Source organism: Thermosipho melanesiensis BI429 (assembly GCF_000016905.1).
In the GTDB taxonomy this organism is placed as follows: Bacteria; Thermotogota; Thermotogae; order Thermotogales; family Fervidobacteriaceae; genus Thermosipho; species Thermosipho melanesiensis.
Window position 1 is genome coordinate 1062322 of the sequence record NC_009616.1, and the last position, 23168, is coordinate 1085489.

Below are 23168 nucleotides of genomic sequence, written 5' to 3' on the forward strand. Positions count from 1 at the left end.
CCCTCCTTATATTTTCCTTTCATCAGGTTCAAGTATACCTCTAACTCTTTTGTGGATTATTACGTTTATAACCGAGTCTATGGAAAATTTTATTGCATTAAAACCTATTATCCATGGAAGTAATTTAAAAACTTCAGATAATGGTACTTTCCAGTAATACGGTACAACTACCATATTTAAAAGAGCCATTCCACCGGTTGCGGCGACAATCCCTATAACATAACCTAATATTTCTCTAAATTTTCCTTTGTTTGCGTAAATTAGTGCAGCTGGTACTATAAAGAGTGCTCCTGCGGCGAAGTTCATGGCAATTCCAACTATATCTCCCGATTTAAATATGAAAAATAGTATATCTTTTATTGCCAAAACTATTATCCCAATTGTCGGAGAATATATAAAAGCAACTAACAATGCAAGTATGTCACTAGGGTCGTATTTTAGAAAATTTACTGTGGGAAATATTGGAAATTCTATATACATTACTACAAATGCAAGTGCAGCAAACACCCCTATAATTGCCACTTTTTTGGCGTTTTTCATAGTTTTCCCCCTTAGTGAACACTTACATATTTCCTGTTATTTCTTACTTCAAATTTTACCGTTCCGTCTTTTAATGCGAATAATGTGAAGTCTCTTCCCATTCCTACATTTTTACCGGGCCAAAATTTTGTTCCCCTTTGCCGTACAATTATAGTTCCAGCTTTAACTTTTTGACCATCACCTTTTTTTACACCAAGATACTTTGGATTACTATCACGACCATTTCTTGCTGTACTACTTTTTGCAAAGAGTTGTATATCAATTCTCATCATTGTTCACCTCCGTTTTTAGAAATTTTGGAAATTGGTCTGAAAGATCCATGAGTGTCTCAAGCAATTCTTTAACAAATATTTGCGAAATTTCATTTTGTTTGATATCTTCTACCTTAAGATATCCTTCTTTTATTAACACCTTTGCTCCTTGTTTTTCCAAAAATCTAGCGGTATGTTGCGTAACGGTGCTTACTGAGGCACATATAATATCTTCTCCTTTTTTTCCGTACATTGCATGTCCCGTTATCAAGAATTTTTCAAATACCCCGTTCCTTTTGTAAAAATTACACTTAATCATTTTACTTCAATATTTTCAACTTTAATAGCGGTGTACCATTGTCTGTGACCCTTAATTCTTTTGTAGTTCTTTCTTGGTCTAAATTTTCCGACGAGTACCTTTCTTGCCCTGCCGTGTTCCACAATGGTTCCCGTAATAGATACATTTTCAAGGTATGGTTTTCCTACTAATAGTTTTCCTTCATCTGTCTTTACCATCAATACCTTGTCAAGAGTTATGGCCTCACCTTCGTTTTTTCCCAAAATCCTTTCGGTGAAAAATACCTTTCCTGGTTCAACACGATACTGTTTGCCACCGCTTTCAACAATAGCGTACACAAAGTTCACCTCCTCGATGTTTTTGAAATAAACAACCGCTGGAACATGTAGCCCTTTGGCGTTTGAGACACGTTCCAGGCGACTATAACCTTAAGTATTTTACCACTTTTAATAAAGATGTATGAAAAAATTCTGTTAATGTTGTTTTTCTAATAATTAACAAAAAAAGAATTAGACTTTTTTTATTTAGATTGATATAATAATTCGTGAAGCGAAATAAGGGAGGAGTTGCTATGGAATTTATTGCTGCGATTTTTCATTTTTTTGCGGATTTTTTCAATGCATTTGTTAAACCATTAGCACCATACTTTATTGACAATTTGGGGATTGATAACAAAACTTTTGCAAGTTTTATGGCACTTTTAGGGGGAGTAACTTCTTTGTTCCAAGTGTTTTTTGGGGCGTATTTTGATAACAAAAAAAGGGATGGGTTGTATATAACAATTATTGTTTTGTTGGAGATATTTTTTGTGACCTTTTTGGGGATTGTTAAATCTGTATTATTATTTTTCATGTTGGTTGTCATTATTCGGATGTTAAACTCCATTTTTCACCCTATAGGTGCAAGCTTTGCGGGAAAAAGGGAAGAAGGAAAACACGTTGCAATATTTTCCGTTGCAGGGACTTTAGGTGCGGGAATTGCTCCTTTGTTCATAACTTCCTTTCAGGATTTATTTGGCATAGAAAAGTTGTATATTTTAACTGTTACAATGTCTGTTGTTCTTTTGATACTATCAAGGAAAATAATCGGTTATGAAAAAAAGACTGTGAAAAAAACCCTTTCTTTTAAAGGTGATATTTTAAAGTTGTGGCCTATATTTTTAGTTGTAGCGTCAAGGAGCTTTTCGATGGATATTTTCCATACGTATATTCCCATTTATGTAAATGAGATAGGGAAGTCCTTAATTGTAGGTGGCTCTATATTAACATTTGGAATGATGTTGGGTGTTTTTACGAATTTTTTTGGTACAATTGTACTTGAAAAGACAAACGATAAAATTACAAATGCAATAGGTTTTTTTGGGATGGGTATTTTTGGACTTTTATTTGTTCTTGTATCGGATATTTATTTTAAAGTCTTTTCCTTTATTATTTTTGACGGTTTTAGCTTTTTCACCATGTCTTCTAACATAGTTTCGGCACAAAAATTACTTCCCAATAACAAAGCGCTTGCCTCTTCCATTTCAATGGGTTTTTCTTGGGCAGTTGGTATTTTGTTATCAAGTGGTTATGCAGCTGTATTTGGGAATAATACCATGTTTATGTTTTTAAGTGCTAGTATAATGCCTATTGTTACTGTTATCGTATATCTAATATCTTTGCGGAGGGAATAAGTTTGAAGATAATAGGTATTGATCCAGGTTATGGTATACTAGGATATGGCGTTTTGGAAAAGAGTGGAAATAAAATTTCACACATTACTCATGGTGTAATTACCACTGATAAAGAACTTTCCATGTATAAAAGGCTTCAGGTGATTTACGAGGAATTTTTAAGACTTTTAAAGGAGTATTCTCCCGATGCATGTGCTATTGAAAGCCTATTTTTTTACAAAAACGTCAAAACGGCTATTCGTGTTGGAGAAGCAAGAGGTGTAATTTTGCTTGCAACCTCACAGATGGATCTTCCACTGTATGAATTTACACCTTATCAAGTAAAGAACAATATAACCGGTTATGGACATTCTGATAAAAAGCAAGTTCAAAAGATGGTGAAAATGCTTTTGAATTTAGATAAAATTCCAAGACCTGATGATGCAGCAGATGCTTTAGCTGTTGCATGGTGCCTGGCAGTGGAAACTAGATTTTAGGGAGGAATAAGATGAAATATGTTTTTGAGAAATTAGCTTTTCCCGTTTCAAGGTTTTATGAGTATTTTAATATAGAAGTATCTGGGGAAATAACAAAGATTGTTTATGAACCTTCTAACAGGGTTTTAACTTTCCACGTGAAAAAGGCTTTTGGAGACTTTAACAGGTTGAAAGAAAAGTTAAAAGTGTTTTTTGGGGTTAATGTGGAGATAGAGTATGAGGTAACAGAGTTAGAAAGAGAAGAGATTTTGGGAATTTTAAACGGAACGGCTCCTTATGTAAAAGACGTAGAGATATTTGAGAATGAGATATTGATAAGAACATTTGGTGAATTTGCCAAAAAAAAGATAGAAAAGGAAATAAACCATATAGAGAAGGTTACGGGGAAAACGGTAAAAGTGGAAATTGTTGAGGAAACATTTAAAATTGAACCTCCGAAAATAGAAAATAATTTAAAGAAATTTGATGAAGATAAAAAGTATTATTTCCCATCGAATATACCGTTGAATGCGAAAAGGGTATTTTTGAGGGGAAAGGTTTTTAAATTGGAACAACAATATGGAGTTTTTTCTGTATACATTACGGATAGAAAAGAGTCTATTTTGGGAAAGATTTTTGATAATGCAAATGAATTTAGTACGTTAATAAAAGAGGGAAATTGGTATTATTTTAAGGGTTCAATGGGTGTTGACAAAAGAGGAGGATATTATTTTGCAATAAATGATGTATTTAAAGATCCAAGTCCCATAGAAAGAAAAGATACCTATGAAGAAAAAAGAGTAGAATTACATATTCATTCAAAGATGAGTGATTTAGATGCAATCGTGGATATAAAGGAAGTAGTGCGAAAGGTTAAAGAGTGGGGGTGGAGTGCAGTTGCAATAACAGATCATGGAAATGTTCAATCCATTCCTTATTTGTTTGAAGAAGCGGAAAAGAATGGTATTAAGCCTATTTTTGGTACGGAAATGTATGTTTTAAACGAAATGGGGGATATAGTAAAGAATTTGGTTGAAGACAAAATGTTAGATGATGTAACGTATACGGTGTTTGACCTTGAAACAACAGGGACAAACGCAAAATTCGACGAGATTATAGAAATTGGTGCGGTAAAGTACAGAGACGGTAAGGTTATTAATACCTTTTCAAGCTTTGTAAAACCTACAAAGAGTATATCGGAATTTACCCAAAAACTTACGGGAATTACAGATGAAATGGTAAAAGATGCAAAATCTATAGAAGAGGTTTTCCCGGAATTTTTGAAATTTATTGATGGGACCGTTTTAGTTGCACATAATGCCGATTTTGACTATGGGTTTATTAGGGAGGTTAATAGAAGGTTATACAATAAAGAACTTGATTTTGCTTATCTTGATACCTTGAAACTTTCCAAAGTACTACTTAGAGGGAAGGTAAAATCCTTTGGGCTTGGAAAACTTGTGGAATATTTTAAGTTAGGGCCTTTTAAACATCATAGGGCGTTTGAAGATGCAAGTGTAACTGCCGATTTGTTTGGAAAATTGTTGGAGCTACTTTTAAAAAGAGGTATAAAGACATTGGGGCAGGTTAATAATTTGAAGAATACTTCATCAATCTCCACCATTCGCACTAAAAAACAATTTAATCATATTACAATTTTAGTAAGGGATAAGGTAGGATTAAAAAATCTCTATAAATTAGTTTCAGATGCACATGTAAAGTATTTTAAATATGTTCCTTTTGTTCCGAAAAAGGAGTTAATAAAATACAGAGAAGGTCTTTTATTGGGTACCGGTTGTGAAAGCGGAGAAATCTTTCAAGCGTTAACGGGTTCTTCAACGGATGAAGAAATTTTAGAAATGTTAAAAGATTACGATTACGTGGAGATTTTTCCCTTGGATACTATTGTTAGTGTTGAAAGAGAAGTTGCAAAGCAGGTATATAAAAGGTTGTATGAACTTGCAAAGAGACTAGATTTACCGGTGGTTATGGTAAGTAATGCACATTTTTTGGAACCTGAGGATATAAAGGCAAGGCATGTACTTCTTTCGCCCATTGAAAAGAGTAATCCACACGATGATGATTTAAGGGATAAAGACGCAAAGTTATACCTTAGAACTACTGATGAAATGATGAAAGAGGCTTTTGAGATTTTTGAAGATGAGAAAATTGCGTATGAAATTGTTGTGGAGAATACAAATAAAATAGCTAATAATATGATAGAGGATGTAAAACCTATAAAGAGAAAATTGCATCCTCCAATAATTGAAGGTGCAGACGAAAAGGTAAGATCGTTGTCAATTAAACGTGCTAAAGAGTTGTATGGTGATCCACTACCTGATGTTATTGAAAAAAGGTTGGAGAAAGAGTTGGAGAGTATAATAGGACATGGTTATGCTGTGTTGTATGAGATAGCACACCTTATTGTGAAAAAAGCAAATGAGGATGGATACGTGGTTGGTTCACGTGGATCTGTAGGTTCTTCGTTTGTTGCATATCTTATGGGAATTACAGAAGTAAATCCTTTACCACCACATTATCTATGCCCGAAATGTAAGTATTTAGAGTTTTCAAAAGATATGGGTTCAGGATACGATTTGCCCAACAAGCTTTGTCCTAAGTGTGGAACAAAGCTTGAAAAGACAGGGCAAGACATTCCATTTGAAGTTTTTATGGGATTTAAAGGTGATAAGGTGCCGGATATTGATTTGAATTTTTCAGGTGAATATCAAGAAAGGGCACATAGCTATATAGTTGAACTTTTTGGTAAAGATAATGTTTTAAGGGCAGGGACTATTAGTACCATAGCAGAAAAAAGTGCAATAGGGTACGTGAAAAGTTATATGGAAGTTAAAGGTGAAACATTACATCAGGCAGAACAGATTAGGTTGGCGGAAATGGTTGCTGGGGTAAAAAGAACAACTGGACAACATCCAGGCGGATTGATGATTGTACCAAAAGATATGACGGTATATGATTTTACCCCTATCCAGTACCCTGCCAACAAAAAAGACTCTGAAATGTGTACAACCCATTTTGCTTACGAATCAATCCACGATGATTTGGTGAAATTAGATGCGCTTGGACATGATGACCCTACTATGTTGAAACTTTTGTACGAGTATACAGGAGTAGATCCAACTAAGGTTCCCATGGATGATAAAAAGACGTTGGAGATATTCTCCTCTTTAAAACCTTTAAAGGTAAAAGCCGAGGAGCTTGGCATAGATGTTGGAACTATAGGTATTCCTGAGTTTGGAACGAATTTTGTCCAGGAAATGTTAAAAGAAACAAGGCCAAAGACGTTTGCGGAATTAGTTAGAATTTCCGGACTTTCACACGGTACAGATGTTTGGTTAAATAACGCGCAAGATATAATTAAGTCAGGAAACGCCACACTTTCGGAAGTTATATCTTGTCGTGATGATATTATGATATACCTTATCAATGCAGGTGTGGAAGAATCTCGCGCATTTAAGATAATGGAAAACGTTAGAAAGGGAAAGGGCATTTCAGAAGATGATGAAAAGTTGATGAGAGAAAAAAACGTTCCTGAATGGTTTATACAATCTTGTAAAAAAATAAAATATCTTTTCCCTAAAGCACACGCAGTTGCATATGTTAGTATGGCATTTAGAATAGCGTACTTTAAGGTTCATTATCCCCTTGCCTATTATGCGGCGTATTTTTCAATAAAGGGAGATGAATTTTCCATTGAAACTATTTTAAGGGGTATAAAATCTATAAAGAAAAAATTGGCGGAGTTAAATGCTCAAATGAAAAAAGACGTTAAAGAAAAGAACGAAGAAAAGGTACTTGAGGCGGCTCTTGAAATGTACTTAAGAGGTTATTCTTTCTTGCCTCCTGATATATTAAAAAGTGATTATAGAAGGTTTATAATAGAGGGCAATGAATTAAGAATACCACTTAACAAAATACCAGGTGTAGGGGATAATGTGGCGTTATCAATTATTCAAGCAAGAATGGAAAAGCCATTTACATCTATTGATGATTTAAAAAAACGTACTAAGTTGAGTAAAGCACACATTAATACAATGAGAAAGTTAAGGATTTTAGAAGACCTTCCAGAAACGGATCAATCCACACTATTTGATTTTTAAAATTCGTTTTATATTTTTGCTTTTTATATTTTTATGTTGTACTTTATGTTTTTAGTTGTTTTTATTAAAATAAAAAAATTTTCGGTAAAATTTTGTTTTTTTGTAATTTTATGTTAAAATATATATGCGTTGTTACAGTTCTATTAATATCTGTTCAAGGAGGAGTGGTATAACTATGGAAACACTTAAAGTTAGTTCAAAGTCAAACCCCAACAAGGTAGCAGGTGCTATTGTAGGTTCTCTCAATAAAAATGAAAAGCTCGAGATTCAAGCGATTGGGGCGGGTGCTGTTAACCAAGCCTCCAAGGCTTTAGCAGTTGCAAGGAGGTTTTTAGCTGAAGAGGGGAAAGACTTGTATGCCGTACCTGGTTTCATTGAAGTTGAAATTGATGGTGAAACAAGGACAGGTATAACCTTTAGGGTTTATCTTACAAAAAAGAAGGCGGAATAATTTGTGAATGGGTGATTTAGAGTATATTGCTAAGAGTTGCAAAGAAGATAAAAGGTTATTGAAAATTTTAAAAGACGTTGCAAATATGACAAAGGAAGAAAAGGAAGAGTTTTCAAGAAAGGTTAGAAGCTATTTTATGGATAAAAATTCCGAAGAGGATAGTCAAGCTTATAGGTTTTTCAAGATTGTTTTAGAAAACAACAATGCGGAAAGAATATTAAAGATATTGGGGGATGATTAACCCCAATTTCTTTGTTATAGGGGGAATAATATGAAGGTTGGAGGTCAAGCAATAATCGAAGGTGTTTTAATGATGGGTAAAAAAATAGTTATTGCTGTTAGAAATGAGAAAGGGGAAATAGTTAAAGAAGAGTTGGGAAGGATTAAGAACAAAAGGATTTTGAAAATTCCTTTTGTTAGAGGACTTTTTAGCCTTTTTTATTCTATGTATTTTGGATTGAAAGGTTTGGATAGATCTGCTGAGATTGCTACGGGAGAAGAAATGAAGAAATCTGACACATTTTTTTCCATTTTTCTTGCAATTGTTTTGGGAATTGGTCTTTTTATACTACTTCCTGTGTATTTAACGGGGCTTTTAGGTGTGAAAAATGACGAATTTTTATTTTCACTAGTAGATGGATTTATTAGACTTGCTTTTTTTCTTATTTATGTGTGGGTAATTTCGTTTATGAAGGATGTAAAAAGGGTTTTTCAGTACCACGGTGCAGAACATAAGACTATACATGCGCATGAAAATGGGGAAGAACTTACAGTGGAAAATATAAAGAAATATTCCACTATACATCCCAGATGCGGCACGAATTTTATCATGATTTTTTTGATAGTTGCAATAGTATTGTTTAGTCTATTTGGAATATACAATCCTTTGACTTGGGGAGAAAGGATTTTAGTTAGAATAATTTTTATTCCTATTGTAGCTTCCATTTCATATGAACTTTTGAAATTGTTCGATAAAGTAAAATTTTTGAGATTTTTGGCATTACCTGGACTTCTTTTGCAAAAACTTACCACTGCAGAACCAGATGAAAGACAAATTGAAGTTGCAATTGAATCGTTAAAGTTTGCCTTAGAAGGTGATGAAGAAGAGGAAGTGGAATATATAGGATAACGGGCTATTTAGCCCGTTTTTGTTATGTTTCTAAATAAATCATCGATTGTTTCTTTCCTTCTAATTAAAATGTCTTTCCCATCCACTGTTACCAATACTTCTGCAGGTCTTGTTGTACCGTTGTAGTTATTTGACATGGAGTAACCATATGCACCTGTGTTTTTAATGATGAGTATATCATTTGTATTGACTTTTTTTATTTTCCTATCTTTTGCAAGAAAATCTCCAGTTTCACATAAAGGTCCTACGATATCGGCCTTAATATACTCTAAGCTGTTGTTTAAGACCTCTATTTCGTGGTATGCGTTGTATAGCGCAGGGCGAATAAGGTGGTTCATACCACTTTCTACTACAACAAACGTTTTATTTTCAGTTTCTTTAACTAAAATTACTTTTGTAACTAAGACTCCTGCAGGAGCAATAATGAATCTTCCAATTTCGTTTATTACCATATCAAATTCGGACAAAAAAGGAATTACTTCTTTTTTGTATTTTTCAAGGTCTAGTTCTTTTTCTTCGTTGTAGCTTATCCCCCAACCCCCACCAATGTTTATATGTTTTATATTGTACTTTTTTGCTAGTTCTAAGGTTTTTTCTATGGCTTCTTTAAAAGGCTCAACATCTGTAATTTGTGAACCAATATGTAGGTGTAGTCCCGTTATTTTTCCACTTTTAAGTATATCTTTTGCTACGTTAAATGACACGCCAAATTTGTGACTTTTTAACCCTGTTGATATATACGGGTGTGTTTTTGCATCTATATCTGGATTTACACGTAAAAATAGGTTGAATGATTCTTCAGTTTTCCAAAGAAGGTCAAATTCTTCTTTGCTATCTATGTTTACGTAGTTTACACCGTATTCTTTCATTACCTTTTTTTGTTTTTCCGTTTTTCCATTTCCGTTCCAGATAATTTTTTCCCCTGGGATATTTGCCAATTTGCATGCGTGTAATTCTCCCTCACCTAATATGTCCATTCCAAAACCGTTTTTTGCGATAATTTTTAACAAGTGAGGATTGTTGTTTGCCTTTACCGCAAATGTTGGAAATATGTTTGCTTCTTTAAATACATCTTTCACCATTGATATTCTTTCAATAAGTGTCTTTTCAAAATACAAATAAAAAGGAGTTTCGTATTTTCCCATTATTTCGGTCATTTTGTCAACTCCTTGAGAAAGTTAAATATGATATTTGAGTAGTATGGTATAACATCGTCTTTTGGAAGAAATTTTGGGTTGTGAAGTCCATATTTTTCGTCTATACGTGTTCCGATCCAAAACATCAACGAAGGATATTCTTGACTGAAATATCCAAAATCTTCTCCTGTAAACTTCATGTTGCATTCCACAAAGTTTGCATCTGTACTTTTCAGAAAGTCTTTAAATTTAAAGAATAATTCGTCGTTAACAATTACTGGTGGATATTCACTTCCCTTTGATATGGAAAAACTTCCTTTATTTTCTTTTGCGGTTTTTTCCGCTAAATTTTCAAGTATTGAGATTATACTTTTTGTTTTTTCTGAGGAATTTGTCCTAATGCTTCCCATTATCGTTGTTTCTTGTGATACGATGTTTCTTGCGTTTCCACCTGCAATTTTTCCAAATGCCACTAACGAATCTTCAAATTTTAGCGAGTAAAATTCGTTTAAAAAATTACTTGCCATTTTTATTGAATCAATGCCGTTTTCATAGAAAGCCACATGAGAAGCTTTTCCGTAAAATGTTACATCAATTTCTGTTGCTGCGGCAAATAATGTTCCTTTTGTTGTTGATATTGTTTTAAAGTCGTATTCGTCAGTTACATGTAGCGCAATTGCATATTTTACCGGAAGTTCTTCTATTTCATCTAGTACATACCTTGCACCTGCTCCTGTTTCTTCTCCGGGCTGGAATACAAATGCAAAGTTTTGATCTATGTTATTTTCCGTTATTTTTTTTATTAAATCGTATGCTATTGACATATGGATATCGTGGCCACATGCATGCATATTTGAATTTTTCGATGCATACTTCCAATCTGTTTTTTCTTCAATGGGTAGTCCATCTATATCTGCTCTGTAGATTATAAATGGCTTACCTTTTTTAGGTTCATAGATTGCAATAACGCCAGTTCCAGCAATTTTGTAAATTTTTAAATTATTGTTGTTTAAGGATTTTAAGGCGTTTAATAAGATTTTTTGTGTTTCAAATTCCCTAAATGAGATTTCTGGATTTTGGTGTAAAATGTGTCTTAATTCTATTGCTTCCATTTGCTCACCTCCTTATTTCGTTTTAATGATAGCATATGTATGTTATAATTATTATTGAATTTCGTTTCATATTGGTTAATTTTGGAGGTGTTTTAATGGACGTAAAAAAACTTTTAGATGATGCAACGGGTGAAATTTCTTCGGCAAATGATATAGCAATTTTAAATCAAATAAGGGTGAAATACTTAGGGAAAAAAGGTGTAATTACTTTAATGATGAAAAAATTAAAAGAATTACCGAAAGAAGAAAGACCAAAATTTGGAGCAGTTGTTAATGAAGTAAGAAATAAACTCGAAGAATTATTGTCGGAAAAACTAGAAGAGTTAAAACAAAAAGAAAAGGTTGAAAGATATGAAAAAATTAGAGTGGATGTTTCGCTACCTGGTGCAAAAAGAGACAAAGGACATTTACATATATTAACCAAAATTCAAAGAGAACTTGAAGATATATTCATATCTATGGGTTTTGAAGTTGTTGAAGGTCCAGAAGTGGAGGATACTTGGCATAATTTTGATGCACTAAATACCCCAGAATGGCATCCTGCAAGGGATACGCAGGATTCTTTTTACTTTGATGAAAATACGTTACTTAGAACGCATACTTCTCCTATCCAGATTAGGACAATGCTTGAAAAAAAGCCACCACTTGCTATAATATCACCGGGTAGGGTTTTTAGAAGGGATTATGACTCTACACACCTTCCCATGTTTACCCAAATGGAAGGGTTATACGTTGATAAGGATGTAACTGTGAGACATTTAAAATACACATTGGAAGAGATGGCAAGAAAGATATTTGGAGAATCAGCCAAGGTAAGGTTAAAACCAAGTTATTTCCCATTTACAGAGCCTAGTTATGAGGTAGATGTATGGTTTAACGGAAGTTGGCTTGAAATTTTGGGAGCCGGGATGGTGGATCCAAATGTTTTCAAAAATGTAGGTTATGATCCAGAGGAGTGGTCTGGTTTCGCCTTTGGATTGGGATTGGAAAGAATTGCAATGGTAAAATATGGAATAAGGGATATAAGGGATTTTGTTAGAAATGATGTGAGGTTTTTGGAGAATTACTAATATGATGGGATTTTTGAATTTGTATAAGCCAAAGGGTGTAACATCTCACGATGTGGTTGATGAAGTAAGAAGAAAACTAAATATAAGAAGAGTTGGGCATGCTGGAACACTTGACCCCTTTGCAGAAGGGGTTTTGGTTGTAGGTGTTGGAAGTACTACAAGACTTTTAGAATATTTACAAGTTGAAAGAAAAAGATACTATGTGAAAGCTTTGTTGGGGGTTATTACTGAAACATTTGATATTACTGGAGAAATAGTTGAAGAAAGGGAATGTAATATCCCAGATGAAAGGATTATTGATGTCGTAAAGTCTTTTGTGGGAAAGTACAAACAAGTTCCCCCTGCTTACTCTGCAAAAAAATACAAAGGAGAAAGACTTTACAAGCTGGCAAGAGAGGGAAAGATTATTTCACTTCCACCAGTTGATGTTGAGATTTATGGTATAGATAAAATAATTGTAAAAAAGCCACATTTTTCGTTTGAAGTAGAAGTGTCTAAGGGTACGTATATTAGAAGTTTGTGTATGGATATAGGATATAAGCTTGGGTGTGGTGCAACGGCAAAAGAATTAAAGCGATTGTCTGTTGGTACATTCGATATACGCGATGCTATAAATCCATTTGAAGTGGGAAGGGAAAAATTGCTTGAAAGTTTAATAGATGTTCAAAAGGTTTTACCATTACCAAAGGTTGAGATATATAAAGATTTTGTTGAGAATATATATAACGGGAATCAACCTACCCTTGATTTTGTAAAGGAAATGGTGGATTCTTTTTCAAAAGATGATGATGTAATGCTGATTTGCAATGGTCAATTGGTTGCCATTGCAAAGGCGGAAAGAAATTCTAAATTTTTAGAAAAGAATTTACCAAGAGGGCGGATTTTTAAATTAAAAAAAGTATTTAAAGAAATATGAAAGGAGGTGTGCCCGTTACCAAAAAGGTAGCGGGAAAGACTTGAAGATAGGAATAATAGGGTTACCACAATCTGGAAAAACAACAATTTTTTCTTTGTTAACTGGTATTGAAGTAGATCCATACGCTCCCATACACCAAAAGGGAGTTGCAAAAGTTCACGATAAAAGGGTTGATGTGCTTTCAAAGATGTACAACCCCAAAAAGACGACGTATGCAACCTTGGAGTTTTACGATACACCTTCACTAGATCCTTCAGATAAAAAGTCTAGAACACAAGTTTTTAATATGGTGCAAAATGCCGATGCACTACTTTTAGTTTTAAGGGCGTTTGAAAATGAAAGTGTGGTGTTTCCTGAAAATGCTGAAAATGCTTTTAAACAATTAAGAAGTGCTTTGGATGAATTTATTTTTAGGGATTTGGAAGTTGTTTCTAACAGAATAGATAGGCTTGAAAATGCAAAGAGAAAATTGGATAACAGAGAAGAGATGGAGTTAAAGCTTTTAAGGGGATTGAGAGAAGTTCTTGAAAATGAGGAGTTTTTATCAAAATATGATTTAACTGAAGATCAGAAAAAGCTGATTTCAAGTTATTCCCTTGTTACTTTAAAGCCATTAATAGTTGCGGTAAATTTGGATGAAAAGCAGTTTACAAACAAAAGTTATCCAGAAAAAGAAAAGGTTTTGTCTCAAGTTAAGGCCTACAATTTCGCGTATATAGAGCTTTGCGGTTTAATGGAAAAGGAAATTCAAGAACTTGCCGAGGAAGAAAGAGAGGAGTTTTTGAAAGATTTAGGTGTTGAGGAAAGCGGTATAGAAAGACTTTCTAGAGTAGTTTATAATCAACTTGGATTAATTTCATTCTTTACCGTTGGCCCAGATGAGGTACGTGCTTGGACTTTGAAAAAAGGTAGTACTGCAGTAGAAGCAGCTGGTGTAATCCATTCAGATCTTGCTAGGGGATTTATAAAGGCTGAGGTAATAAAGTATGAAGATTTAATAAATTTGGGAAGTGAAAAGGAAGTAAAGGAAAAAGGTTTGATGAAGTTGGTGGGGAAGGACCATATTATTGAAGATGGTGATATAATTACCATAAGATTTAACGTTTAGGGGTGAAATATATGAGAGAAGTTGTAAAGATATCAAATAACTTGTTCATACCCAGAAATAGGATAATTGCAATATTGCCTGTATCATCTACAGTTGCAAGAAAATTACGTGGTATGAACAAAGTTGGTGGGAAAATTGTGAATATGACATTTGGTGGTGAATCAAAGACTATATTGATAATGGATAGTGGCCATGTTTTTGTGCTTTCTAAAACGTTAGAAGAGGTTGATGAGGCTTTGTGGAGTTAATAAAGAGGATTTTATTCAGATATACTCAAACTAATAGGTACAGTATTACTGCACTTGTTGCATCTATTTATGCATATAGAAAAGACATAGAAATGTATGAAATAAGGAGATTTGATAATATTTTTGGTTTTTCGAAAAAGGGGACGGTAGTCCTCTATTCTTTCATGAGTTTTGATCTAGCAAATGTAACCGAGGAATTAAAAGTTTTAAAGGAGAAAGGGTACCTTACTATTGCTGGTGGGCCTCACGCAACGGCAAATCCAAATCAACTTTTAAAATTGGGATTTGATTATGTTTTTACAGGAGATGGTGAGAGAAATATAAGGGATTTTTTAGATGGGAAAATTCCCGAAAGTAGAATTTTTGATGGGGTAACAAAAAGGGTGGATCTTTCAAAATTCCCGCCTTTTTGTCCTGAAAAAAATTTGTTTATGCCTATAGAGATAACAAGGGGTTGCCCTTTTTCTTGTGGATATTGTCAAACTCCAAGACTTGCGGGGAAATTAATTAGACATCGTCCCGTTGAGCAGATAGTTGAATATACAAAAATAGGTGTACAAAAAGGTAGAAAGATTGCTAGGTTTATTTCTCCCAATTCGTTTGGCTATGGTAGTAAGAATGGAGTTATACCTAATGTGGAGGTTGTGGAGAATCTTTTGTATTCTTTGAAAGGGGTTGGTGTTGAGGAGATATATTTTGGCACCTTTCCATCTGATGTAAGACCCGAGAGCGTAAATCGAGAGATTTTAAGGGTTATTAAAAAGTATGTGAATAACAGATATATTGTTATCGGAGCACAAAGTGGAAGCGAGAGAGTTTTAAAGAAAATCAATAGAGGGCATAATCTTGAGGAAATTGAGAGGGCTCTTTCTCTATTAGTTGAGTTTGGGTTTATTCCACGTGTGGATTTTATCTTTGGTTTTCCTTTTGAAACCGATGAAGATATAGAAAATACATTTGAATTTATTAAGAAAATTGTGAACAAGTACAAGGCAAAAGTACATGCACATACCTTTATGCCACTTCCAGGTACACCACTTGCCAATGTTGGACCAGGAAAATTAACCAAAAAGCATTATAAATTTCTGGGCTTACTTACAGCACAAGGATATTTAGATGGTTATTGGTTAAAACAAGAACAACTTGCAAGGAGGGTTGCAAGTGTTAATAGCGGCAGCCCAATTTGAACCAAAACCCGGTGATTTTGAAGGAAATTATGCAAAACATTTAAAGTTTATAGATGAAGCGGCAAGTTTGGAAGCAAGATTGATTTTATTTCCAGAACTTTCCATTTCTGGATATACGTATGATAGAAAGATTTTACTTTCTTCTATAGATTTTTTTAGACAGAAAAGAAATGAGTTAATTTATCTTTCTAGAAAGTACAATATGGCAATTGTTGGAGGAATTCCAAGAAAGATTTTATTGGAGATAAGAAACTCTGTTTTTGTTGTGAGAAAGAAAAAGCAGATTTTGTTCTACGATAAGACGCATCTTTTTAGAAAGGAAAAGGAAGTTTTTTCACCAGGGGAAAGGTTTTTAGTTTTTAAATTTAACGGTGTAAGGTTTGGAATACTCGTGTGTTATGAGATAGGTTTTCCGGAAATTTCCAGGATTTTAACGTTAAATGGTGCACAGGTTTTACTTGCACCATTTGCTTTTGGAAGAGAAAGAAAACATATTTATGATATTGCAACACGTGCCCGTGCTTTGGAAAATGGTGCCTATTTGGTTACTTCTTCTACTTCTGGAAAAGGACTTATGAATTTTTTGGGAAGTTCAAGGATAGTAGGGCCAGATGGTAGTGTTTTAGTAAGTGCAAGAAAAAAAGAACAGCTTATTTATTACGATGTAAGTGTTGAAAATCTGGAATTCTTTAGATATATAGAGGATGGAATTTCTCACGCTTATTTTTTAAATAGGAAGAACGAGCTTTACAAGGGGTTGGTAAGATGAATAAGGTGTTGTATGGTATTGTTTTGAGTACAGCTGCGGGAATGGCAACTTCAATTGGTGCTATTCCTTTTTTGTTTTTTAGGAAGAAGGTTACCGAGAAGTTTATAGACGCACTTTTGGGAATGGCAGCGGGAATAATGCTAGCAGCAAGTGCCTTTAGTTTAGTTGTACCTTCTATTGAGATAGGTGGACTTTGGAGATTTGGTATTGGGTTTTTTTTGGGTGCCATTTTGGTTGATTTGATGGATAAATATTCTCCACACGAACATTTTTTAAAAGGTCACGAGGGTATTCAATTTAAAAGATTAAGTAAAATTTGGCTTTTTGTTATTGCAATAACGATTCACAACCTTCCAGAGGGAATGGCAGTGGGTGTAAGTTCTTTTTCTAACCAGGCATTGAACGTTGCTTTTGCAATAGGTGCACAGAATATTCCCGAAGGTGCAGCGGTTACCGCTGCACTTTTAAATGCGGGATATTCTGTAAGAAAAGCGTTTTTTATATCTTTTTTAACGGGTGTTGTTGAAATTCTTGGTGGAATATTGGGCGCGGGAATTGTAAGTATTTCTCAAGCATTATTACCATATATGATGGCTTTTGCTGGTGGCGCAATGATATTTGTGATAAGTGATGAGGTTATTCCTGAAACACATCTTAGGGGAAATGAAAGACTTTCTACGTATTTTTTGATTGTTGGTTTTTTTATTATGTCCGCTCTTGATGTTGTATTAGGATAGGAGGTGAATATGTGCTAAGGATAGGACTAATAGGATGTGGAAGGATAGGGACGAAAAAACATATGGAAGCGTTGATAGAGAATGCGGATAAGATGGAGACTGTGGCATTTTGTGATATAAAAAAAGAAAAAGCACAAAAATGTGCAAGAATATTTGAAGAAAGAACTGGAAAGAAAGTTGAAGTAGAAACAAATTACAAAAAATTACTTATGAGGGAAGATATAGATGCGGTGGCAATAGCAACGGAAAGTGGAAAACATTATGAAATAACAATGGAAGCATTGACAAATGGTAAACATGTTTTGGTTGAAAAACCCATGGCATTATCGACGAAACATGCAGATGAAATGGTAGAGCTAGCAAAGAGAAAGAATTTAAAGCTTGGAGTATGTTTTCAAAATAGGTTTAACCCACCGATACAGGAGTTAAGGAAGAAGGTAGAAGAAGGGGCATTTGGGAAGATATACTATGGAGTTGCAACGATAAGGTGGAATAGGAATGAGGAGTATTACAAACAAGCAAGTTGGAGGGGGACATGGGAACAAGATGGGGGGGCATTGATGAACCAGTGTACACATAATATAGATTTACTTCAATGGATGCTAGGAGGAGAGATAGAAGAGGTATATGGAGTGATAAGGAATTTTAGGCATCCATATATAGAGGCAGAAGATTTTGGAGGGGCGATAATAAAGTTTAAAGGGGGGAGGGTAGGGATAATAGAAGGGACAACGGATGTATATCCCAGGAACTTACACGAGAAGCTAGGGATATTTGGGGAGAAAGGGACGGTAGTGATAGGGGGGCTTGCGGTAAATAGGATAGAGGAGTGGAGATTCGAAGGAGAAGAAGGACATCCATTTATGAATTTACCAGATCCAGATACGGTATATGGAAATGGACATGTGAAGTTGTACAGGGATTTTGTAGAGGCGATAGAGGAAGGGAGGAATTCATACATAACGGGAGAAGAAGGAAAAAAAGCTGTTGAAATAGTACTAGCGATATACAGATCAGCCATGACGGGAAAACCTGTTAAGTTTCCTTTTGAGTTTTCAACGATTGATATGAAAGGGCTGAGTTTAAAGTGAGGTATAAAATGTTATACTTTGATCTTGATAATACAATTTTAAACTTTGATAAGTCAGAAGAATTTGCGTTGAAAAAGGTTTTTGAGTTTATAAATATCCCATACAAAGAAGATTATTTGAATATTTACAGACCAATAAATGAAAAATGGTGGAGACTTTTTTCCGAGGAAAAGTACAAAAAAGAAGTTATAGTGGTTGAGAGGTTTAGAGAGTTTTTTCAAAATGTGGGGATTGTTTGGAATGATTTGGAAAAGATTGCGAGAGTTTATTTAGAGGGGCTTTCAAATTCTGCGTTTTTTATTGATGGTGCAGAAAAGTTTTTATCAGATATGAAGTCTAAAGGCTTTAGAATGGCGATATTAACAAATGGAGTAGAGTATGTACAACAAAAAAGATTTAAGGTGGCAAAGTTAGATAGATTTTTTGATTTTATTTTAACTTCTGAAAGGGTGGGAAAACCAAAACCTAATCCAGATATTTTCTTTTATGCGAAAAAATTATCAAAAGTACCGTTAAAAGAATCTGTGTATATAGGCGATAACTTTGAAACAGACTTTGAAGGTGCAAGGAATGCAAATCTTGATTTCATTCTGTTTGATTTTAGGGATAGATATAAAGATGTGCAGTGTGATAAGGTAAAGGATTATGTGGGTTTATATATGAGATTGTTATAACTCCTACCTAAAGTTATACTGACACCTATACAAAGAGATGCCTAAAACATCCTCTAAAGTGAATACTTTAGGGGGTGTTTTTTTGCAAAGAAATGGCAAAAATTCAAAGATATATACTTTAAATACAAGGAGAAAAAATGGAAAAAGAGTAAATCACATATAAAGAGATAGGAGTAAAAGATAAGAGAAAAAAGTCACTACGCAAATTAACATTAGATGTATACCTAATAAATTAAAAAGAAATTTCAGGATAAAAGGATATTTGAAAAGTTTGGAAGTAATATAACAAAAATAATTAATATATTCCATACAGATAGAGAAATACACACATGTATTGATAGCAAAGATGTTAGAAGAAAATAAACCAAGGCATGTCAAGGAAAGAGGTACTCCGAAACAATGGACCAGTAAAAAGTTTTTTCAAGTATTCTAAAGAAGAATACAAAAATCTAATAGAAGAATACATATGATTCTGCAAAAAAGCAAGATACCAACAAAATTAAAAGCATGGCTTCGGTGAAATACCGCAACCATGCTAAGTGTATGGTTATTTTTTATCCTAATTTCTGAGTAAGTCCAACACATCCTAGCGTGAAATAAGAGGCAATTTAATTACTAAGCATATGCATGTATATGAGAGTAAACATGGTAAAGGAATACGAATGATTTTACAACAATAAATATCCACACAGTGTGTTAAGTTATAAAAGTTTTCAGGGGGTGAGTAAATATATAAGTTGTACAAAAATTTTTTAATTTCTATCCAATTTTTCAAGGTGCATTGGAAAGAAAAAATGATCTACATTTCTAAAGCAGCATTTTTAAATTCTCTTTTTAATTCTTCCATTAGTTTTTTTACAGATATAATCTCTTTTATTTTAAAAGCGTTTTCTCCTGCAAATGCAAATCCTTCCTTTAAAAATCCTAACTTTGCTTTTGTTAGAGCTTTTGCAATGCAATATGGTGCTTTTCTAAAATCGCATGTTTTTAAACATTTCCATGGACATTTTATGGGTCTTGTAATACCGGCTTTTACTTTATCGAGAAAAGTGTTTTTTATTGCGCGTCCCGGGAGTCCTACAGGACTGTCAATGATTACGATATCTTCTTTTTTGCATTTCAAATACATTTCTTTGAATTTTTCAGATGCATCGCACTCTTCAGTTGCCACAAATCTAGTAGCCATTTGAACACCATCTGCCCCTATCTTTAAAAATTTATAAATATCTTTTCCGGAAAAGATTCCTCCTGCCGCTATCACTGGAATTTTTTTCTTGTATTTTTCTTCATATTCTCTCACCACAGATATAACTTTTAAAATAATTTTTTCAAGAGCATATTCTTGATCAAAGATCTGTTCTTTTTTAAATCCCAAATGTCCACCCGCTTTTGGTCCTTCAACAACAAATCCATCTGGGAGTATGCCGTAATGTTTTATGTAGTATTTCAATATTATCTTTGCAGCTCTTTCCGATGAAACTATTGGAACTATTTTTGTGGATGATTTCTTTAACTTTTGGATAGGGATTTCAAGAGGAAGACCTGCTCCCATGAATATTATATCTATTTTTTCTTCAATTGCTGTTTCAAAAAGTTCTGTAAAATCTGAAAGCGCAACCATTATGTTTACACCTATAATCCCATCAGTTTTACTTCTAGCTTTTCTTATCTCCTTTCTCAAAGCTCTAATATTTGCCTTTCTGAAATTTGTTTCAAAATCTTTTTCTAACATTCCTATTCCAGCTGCACCAATAACTCCAATTCCACCTTCATTTGCAACAGCACTTGAAAGATTTGAAAGTGATATTCCAACACTCATTCCACCTTGAATAATAGGTAACCTGGCAACTAAATTTCCAAAACGCAAATTTGGCATAATTGACATAAATATTTCCCTCCCATTTTTGTTTAATAATAATATTTTTCGTATACTGATAAAATTATACTACTTTAACTTTATTAATGCAACTTAACTTTAAAACACAAAATAACAAATAGTAGTATTCAATAATTGAAATCAAAACAAAAAAATTGGGGATTTATTGTTTATATGAACTTTGTATTTTCACATTACTTGATAAATCTTTTTTTATCAAAAGACCCCTCGACTTCTATAAGTTACATGATGAATTTTGTTTTGACAAAATAGCCATTTTGTTTTCAAATTAAACTACCATTTGGTTTTAATTACAAAATATTGTAGAAAAGTGTTTGATGATATAATTTCCAAACGTTTGAAATATTTGAATATATTAGTAAAAAATGGCTTTTAAGTTTTAAAAATAAAACCATGATAAAGCTCATTTGCATGTAGTGTTCCATGTTAAGTCAAATATATTAGGCATGTGGTAGTGTAAATAAAGAAGCAAACTGAGTATAAGGAAATGGATGTGTTCTAAATGTGAGACTGTTCATGGTAGAGATATAAATGTGGCAATAAATATAGTACAATTTGCTTAAAAATTGAAGTAAGACGAGAATTAACCAAAATTAGTCTTATGGGCCGTGCGCTGACGGTGAAACTTACAAGAAGTCTACAAATCATCATATGATAAGGCAGAAAACCATATCTTCAGGCATAGTGTAAGTTGTGGTAGTTCTATGATATAATCTTTACGGAGGTGTAGAAATGAAGAAGCTGCCGATAGGGGTACAGGATTATAGAGAAATAGTAGAAGAAAATTATGTTTATGTGGATAAAACAAAATATTTGTATGATTTAATGACAAGTGGGAAGTTTTACTTTTTATCACGACCAAGGAGGTTTGGGAAGAGTTTAACGATATCGACGTTGTATTACATATTCAAAGGGGAGAAAGAACTTTTCAGAGGAACATACATATACGACAAGTGGGATTTTAAAGAGTATCCCATTATTAAACTTGATATGTCAGATAATATGTTAACGACATACGAGGATTTTGTAGAATCACTAAGTGAAAAAATTGAAAAGTTATATAAAAATGAAGGGATAGCGAATATAAATAACAATTTACCAACGCGATTTGGTAATCTTATAGAAGAATTAAACGCGAAATACAGAGAAAGAGTAGTGATATTAATAGACGAATATGAAGCACCGATATTAGAACATATAAATAACAAAAAAGAAGCGGAAAAGATAAGAAGTTTTTTAAGAGAGTTTTATAAAAAGATAAAGACAAAAGATGAATACATAAAATTTGTTTTTATGACAGGGATAACGAAGTTTACAAAGACAGGGGTATTTTCGGCATTAAACAATTTGAATGACATATCGTTGAACAAGAAATATTCACAGATGCTAGGGTACACACAAGAGGAGCTAGAGTATTATTTCAAAGAACACATAGAAGAGACGGCAAGAGAGATAGGGATGGGGAAAGAAGAGTTAATAGAGAACCTGAAAGAATACTACAATGGATTTTCATTTGATGGGAGGAGGAGTGTATACAATCCATTTTCGATATTGAGATTTTTTGAAGAGAGAGAATTTAAGAACTATTGGTTTGAAAGTGGGTCACCATCGTTTTTGTACGAATACATAAAGGGGAGGAAAGTGACATATGAAGAGCTAGTGAAATATCCGGTAAGTGCAATGGATTTTACGACGAGGGAGATAGAAGATGCGAATGCGAACATATTCTTTGCCCAGGCGGGATATTTGACATTTAAAGATGTAAGAAGGTATGGATTTGAAGAAGAATACATATTAGACTATCCGAACATAGAAGTGAGGAACAGCTTTTCAAAGTTAATATTAGAGGCAAATTATGGAGTAGAAAAAGAAAAGATAAAAGAGGTAAATAGAGAGATAATAAAGTCGTTAGAAAAAAATGACATAAGAAGAATGATAGAAGAGATAAAGAGGATAATAAGCAGTATACCATACAATTTACACAGGGGAGAAGAGAGATATTATCATTCATTGATATACACGATAATAGCGTCAGCGGGAGTGAATGTGACAGCAGAGGAATTAACGAGTATAGGTAGGAGTGACATAGTGATAGAAGAAAGGGGAAAGGTATACATATTTGAGATAAAGATAGACAAAGGAGCAAGGGAAGGGATAAGACAGATAAAAGAGAAGAGGTATTATGAGAAATACGTAGGGAAAGAGATATATCTGATAGGGATAAAGATAAGTTCGAAAGAGAGGAATATAGAAGAGTATGTGATTGAGAAAGTAGGAGGATAGAGTAAAAATTGCTTGGTCAAATA

At 33.7% G+C, this 23168-nt stretch carries 24 protein-coding genes and 1 pseudogene; 18 read left to right on the top strand and 7 right to left on the bottom strand.

Going from position 1 to position 23168, the window contains the following annotated elements; genetic code table 11:
- Nucleotides 1-6: 6 nt before the first annotated feature.
- The 4 genes from TMEL_RS05380 to rplU are packed head-to-tail and all read right to left on the bottom strand — an operon-like array spanning nucleotide 7 to nucleotide 1427.
- Nucleotides 7-540, bottom strand: a complete 534-nt coding sequence (locus TMEL_RS05380) for an ECF transporter S component (protein WP_012057254.1) — start codon at nucleotides 538-540, stop codon at nucleotides 7-9.
- An 11-nt stretch (nucleotides 541-551) separates the two neighbouring features.
- Nucleotides 552-809: a 50S ribosomal protein L27 gene (rpmA, locus tag TMEL_RS05385; RefSeq protein WP_012057255.1), complete on the bottom strand. Its 258-nt coding sequence runs from the start codon at nucleotides 807-809 to the stop codon at nucleotides 552-554.
- Nucleotides 799-1110, bottom strand: coding sequence for a ribosomal-processing cysteine protease Prp (locus TMEL_RS05390; protein WP_012057256.1), 312 nt, complete (start codon nucleotides 1108-1110; stop codon nucleotides 799-801). The genes rpmA and TMEL_RS05390 overlap by 11 nt, the downstream gene beginning before the upstream one ends.
- Nucleotides 1107-1427: a 50S ribosomal protein L21 gene (gene rplU, locus TMEL_RS05395; protein ID WP_012057257.1), complete on the bottom strand. Its 321-nt coding sequence runs from the start codon at nucleotides 1425-1427 to the stop codon at nucleotides 1107-1109. The genes TMEL_RS05390 and rplU overlap by 4 nt, the downstream gene beginning before the upstream one ends.
- A gap of 233 nt (nucleotides 1428-1660) precedes the next feature.
- Between rplU and TMEL_RS05400 the strand changes: the two genes are divergently transcribed.
- The 6 genes from TMEL_RS05400 (at nucleotide 1661) to TMEL_RS05425 (ending at nucleotide 8917) form a co-directional block, all read left to right on the top strand.
- Nucleotides 1661-2761, top strand: a complete 1101-nt coding sequence (locus tag TMEL_RS05400; RefSeq protein ID WP_012057258.1) for an MFS transporter — start codon at nucleotides 1661-1663, stop codon at nucleotides 2759-2761.
- 2 nt (nucleotides 2762-2763) lie between these two features.
- Nucleotides 2764-3237, top strand: coding sequence for a crossover junction endodeoxyribonuclease RuvC (ruvC, locus tag TMEL_RS05405; protein ID WP_012057259.1), 474 nt, complete (start codon nucleotides 2764-2766; stop codon nucleotides 3235-3237).
- 11 nt (nucleotides 3238-3248) lie between these two features.
- The gene (locus TMEL_RS05410) at nucleotides 3249-7337 is read left to right on the top strand and encodes a PolC-type DNA polymerase III (RefSeq protein ID WP_012057260.1); all 4089 of its coding nucleotides are present in this window, start codon (nucleotides 3249-3251) and stop codon (nucleotides 7335-7337) included.
- Between the two features lie 175 nt (nucleotides 7338-7512).
- Nucleotides 7513-7788: a stage V sporulation protein S gene (locus TMEL_RS05415; protein ID WP_012057261.1), complete on the top strand. Its 276-nt coding sequence runs from the start codon at nucleotides 7513-7515 to the stop codon at nucleotides 7786-7788.
- A 7-nt stretch (nucleotides 7789-7795) separates the two neighbouring features.
- Nucleotides 7796-8029, top strand: coding sequence for a hypothetical protein (locus tag TMEL_RS05420; RefSeq protein WP_012057262.1), 234 nt, complete (start codon nucleotides 7796-7798; stop codon nucleotides 8027-8029).
- A gap of 30 nt (nucleotides 8030-8059) precedes the next feature.
- Complete coding sequence (locus TMEL_RS05425; protein ID WP_012057263.1) at nucleotides 8060-8917, top strand: DUF1385 domain-containing protein; 858 nt, start codon at nucleotides 8060-8062, stop codon at nucleotides 8915-8917.
- Between the two features lie 8 nt (nucleotides 8918-8925).
- Here the strand turns inward: TMEL_RS05425 and lysA are convergent, their stop codons facing one another.
- Nucleotides 8926-10074: a diaminopimelate decarboxylase gene (gene lysA, locus TMEL_RS05430; protein ID WP_012057264.1), complete on the bottom strand. Its 1149-nt coding sequence runs from the start codon at nucleotides 10072-10074 to the stop codon at nucleotides 8926-8928.
- Nucleotides 10071-11165 carry a M20 family metallopeptidase gene (locus TMEL_RS05435; RefSeq protein ID WP_012057265.1) on the bottom strand — a complete coding sequence of 365 codons (1095 nt, stop codon included), beginning with the start codon at nucleotides 11163-11165 and terminating at the stop codon, nucleotides 10071-10073. Before TMEL_RS05435 ends, lysA begins: the two co-directional genes overlap by 4 nt.
- A 95-nt stretch (nucleotides 11166-11260) precedes the next feature.
- Here TMEL_RS05435 and pheS point away from each other — a divergent pair, with 95 nt between their 5' ends.
- The 9 genes from pheS to TMEL_RS05480 are packed head-to-tail and all read left to right on the top strand — an operon-like array spanning nucleotide 11261 to nucleotide 18965.
- A complete protein-coding gene (gene pheS, locus TMEL_RS05440; RefSeq protein WP_012057266.1) occupies nucleotides 11261-12235 on the top strand; it encodes a phenylalanine--tRNA ligase subunit alpha in 975 nt (324 codons plus the stop codon).
- 1 nt (nucleotide 12236) lies between these two features.
- Entirely contained in the window at nucleotides 12237-13151 is a 915-nt protein-coding gene (gene truB, locus TMEL_RS05445) for a tRNA pseudouridine(55) synthase TruB (RefSeq protein ID WP_012057267.1), read from the top strand.
- Nucleotides 13152-13191: 40 nt separating this feature from the next.
- Nucleotides 13192-14259, top strand: coding sequence for a redox-regulated ATPase YchF (gene ychF / locus TMEL_RS05450; RefSeq protein WP_012057268.1), 1068 nt, complete (start codon nucleotides 13192-13194; stop codon nucleotides 14257-14259).
- Between the two features lie 11 nt (nucleotides 14260-14270).
- Nucleotides 14271-14507: a DUF370 domain-containing protein gene (locus tag TMEL_RS05455; RefSeq protein WP_012057269.1), complete on the top strand. Its 237-nt coding sequence runs from the start codon at nucleotides 14271-14273 to the stop codon at nucleotides 14505-14507.
- Nucleotides 14498-15694, top strand: a complete 1197-nt coding sequence (locus TMEL_RS05460; protein ID WP_012057270.1) for a TIGR04013 family B12-binding domain/radical SAM domain-containing protein — start codon at nucleotides 14498-14500, stop codon at nucleotides 15692-15694. The genes TMEL_RS05455 and TMEL_RS05460 overlap by 10 nt, the downstream gene beginning before the upstream one ends.
- Entirely contained in the window at nucleotides 15669-16463 is a 795-nt protein-coding gene (locus TMEL_RS05465) for a carbon-nitrogen hydrolase family protein (protein WP_012057271.1), read from the top strand. Before TMEL_RS05460 ends, TMEL_RS05465 begins: the two co-directional genes overlap by 26 nt.
- Complete coding sequence (locus TMEL_RS05470) at nucleotides 16460-17200, top strand: ZIP family metal transporter (RefSeq protein WP_012057272.1); 741 nt, start codon at nucleotides 16460-16462, stop codon at nucleotides 17198-17200. Before TMEL_RS05465 ends, TMEL_RS05470 begins: the two co-directional genes overlap by 4 nt.
- An 11-nt stretch (nucleotides 17201-17211) precedes the next feature.
- Nucleotides 17212-18291, top strand: coding sequence for a Gfo/Idh/MocA family protein (locus TMEL_RS05475; RefSeq protein WP_012057273.1), 1080 nt, complete (start codon nucleotides 17212-17214; stop codon nucleotides 18289-18291).
- An 8-nt stretch (nucleotides 18292-18299) separates the two neighbouring features.
- Nucleotides 18300-18965 carry a YjjG family noncanonical pyrimidine nucleotidase gene (locus TMEL_RS05480; RefSeq protein WP_012057274.1) on the top strand — a complete coding sequence of 222 codons (666 nt, stop codon included), beginning with the start codon at nucleotides 18300-18302 and terminating at the stop codon, nucleotides 18963-18965.
- A gap of 799 nt (nucleotides 18966-19764) precedes the next feature.
- Here TMEL_RS05480 and TMEL_RS05485 read toward each other — a convergent pair.
- A complete protein-coding gene (locus TMEL_RS05485) occupies nucleotides 19765-20850 on the bottom strand; it encodes an NAD(P)H-dependent flavin oxidoreductase (RefSeq protein WP_012057275.1) in 1086 nt (361 codons plus the stop codon).
- Between the two features lie 283 nt (nucleotides 20851-21133).
- Between TMEL_RS05485 and TMEL_RS10720 the strand changes: the two are divergent.
- From TMEL_RS10720 to TMEL_RS05490, 3 genes and pseudogenes are all read left to right on the top strand, one after another.
- A pseudogene (locus tag TMEL_RS10720) lies at nucleotides 21134-21238 on the top strand (hypothetical protein); the annotation flags it as partial.
- Nucleotides 21239-21341: 103 nt separating this feature from the next.
- Entirely contained in the window at nucleotides 21342-21425 is an 84-nt protein-coding gene (locus TMEL_RS10735; RefSeq protein WP_372236601.1) for a zinc ribbon domain-containing protein, read from the top strand.
- Nucleotides 21426-21594: 169 nt separating this feature from the next.
- Nucleotides 21595-23145: an ATP-binding protein gene (locus tag TMEL_RS05490; protein WP_012057276.1), complete on the top strand. Its 1551-nt coding sequence runs from the start codon at nucleotides 21595-21597 to the stop codon at nucleotides 23143-23145.
- The last annotated feature ends 23 nt before the right edge of the window (nucleotides 23146-23168 follow it).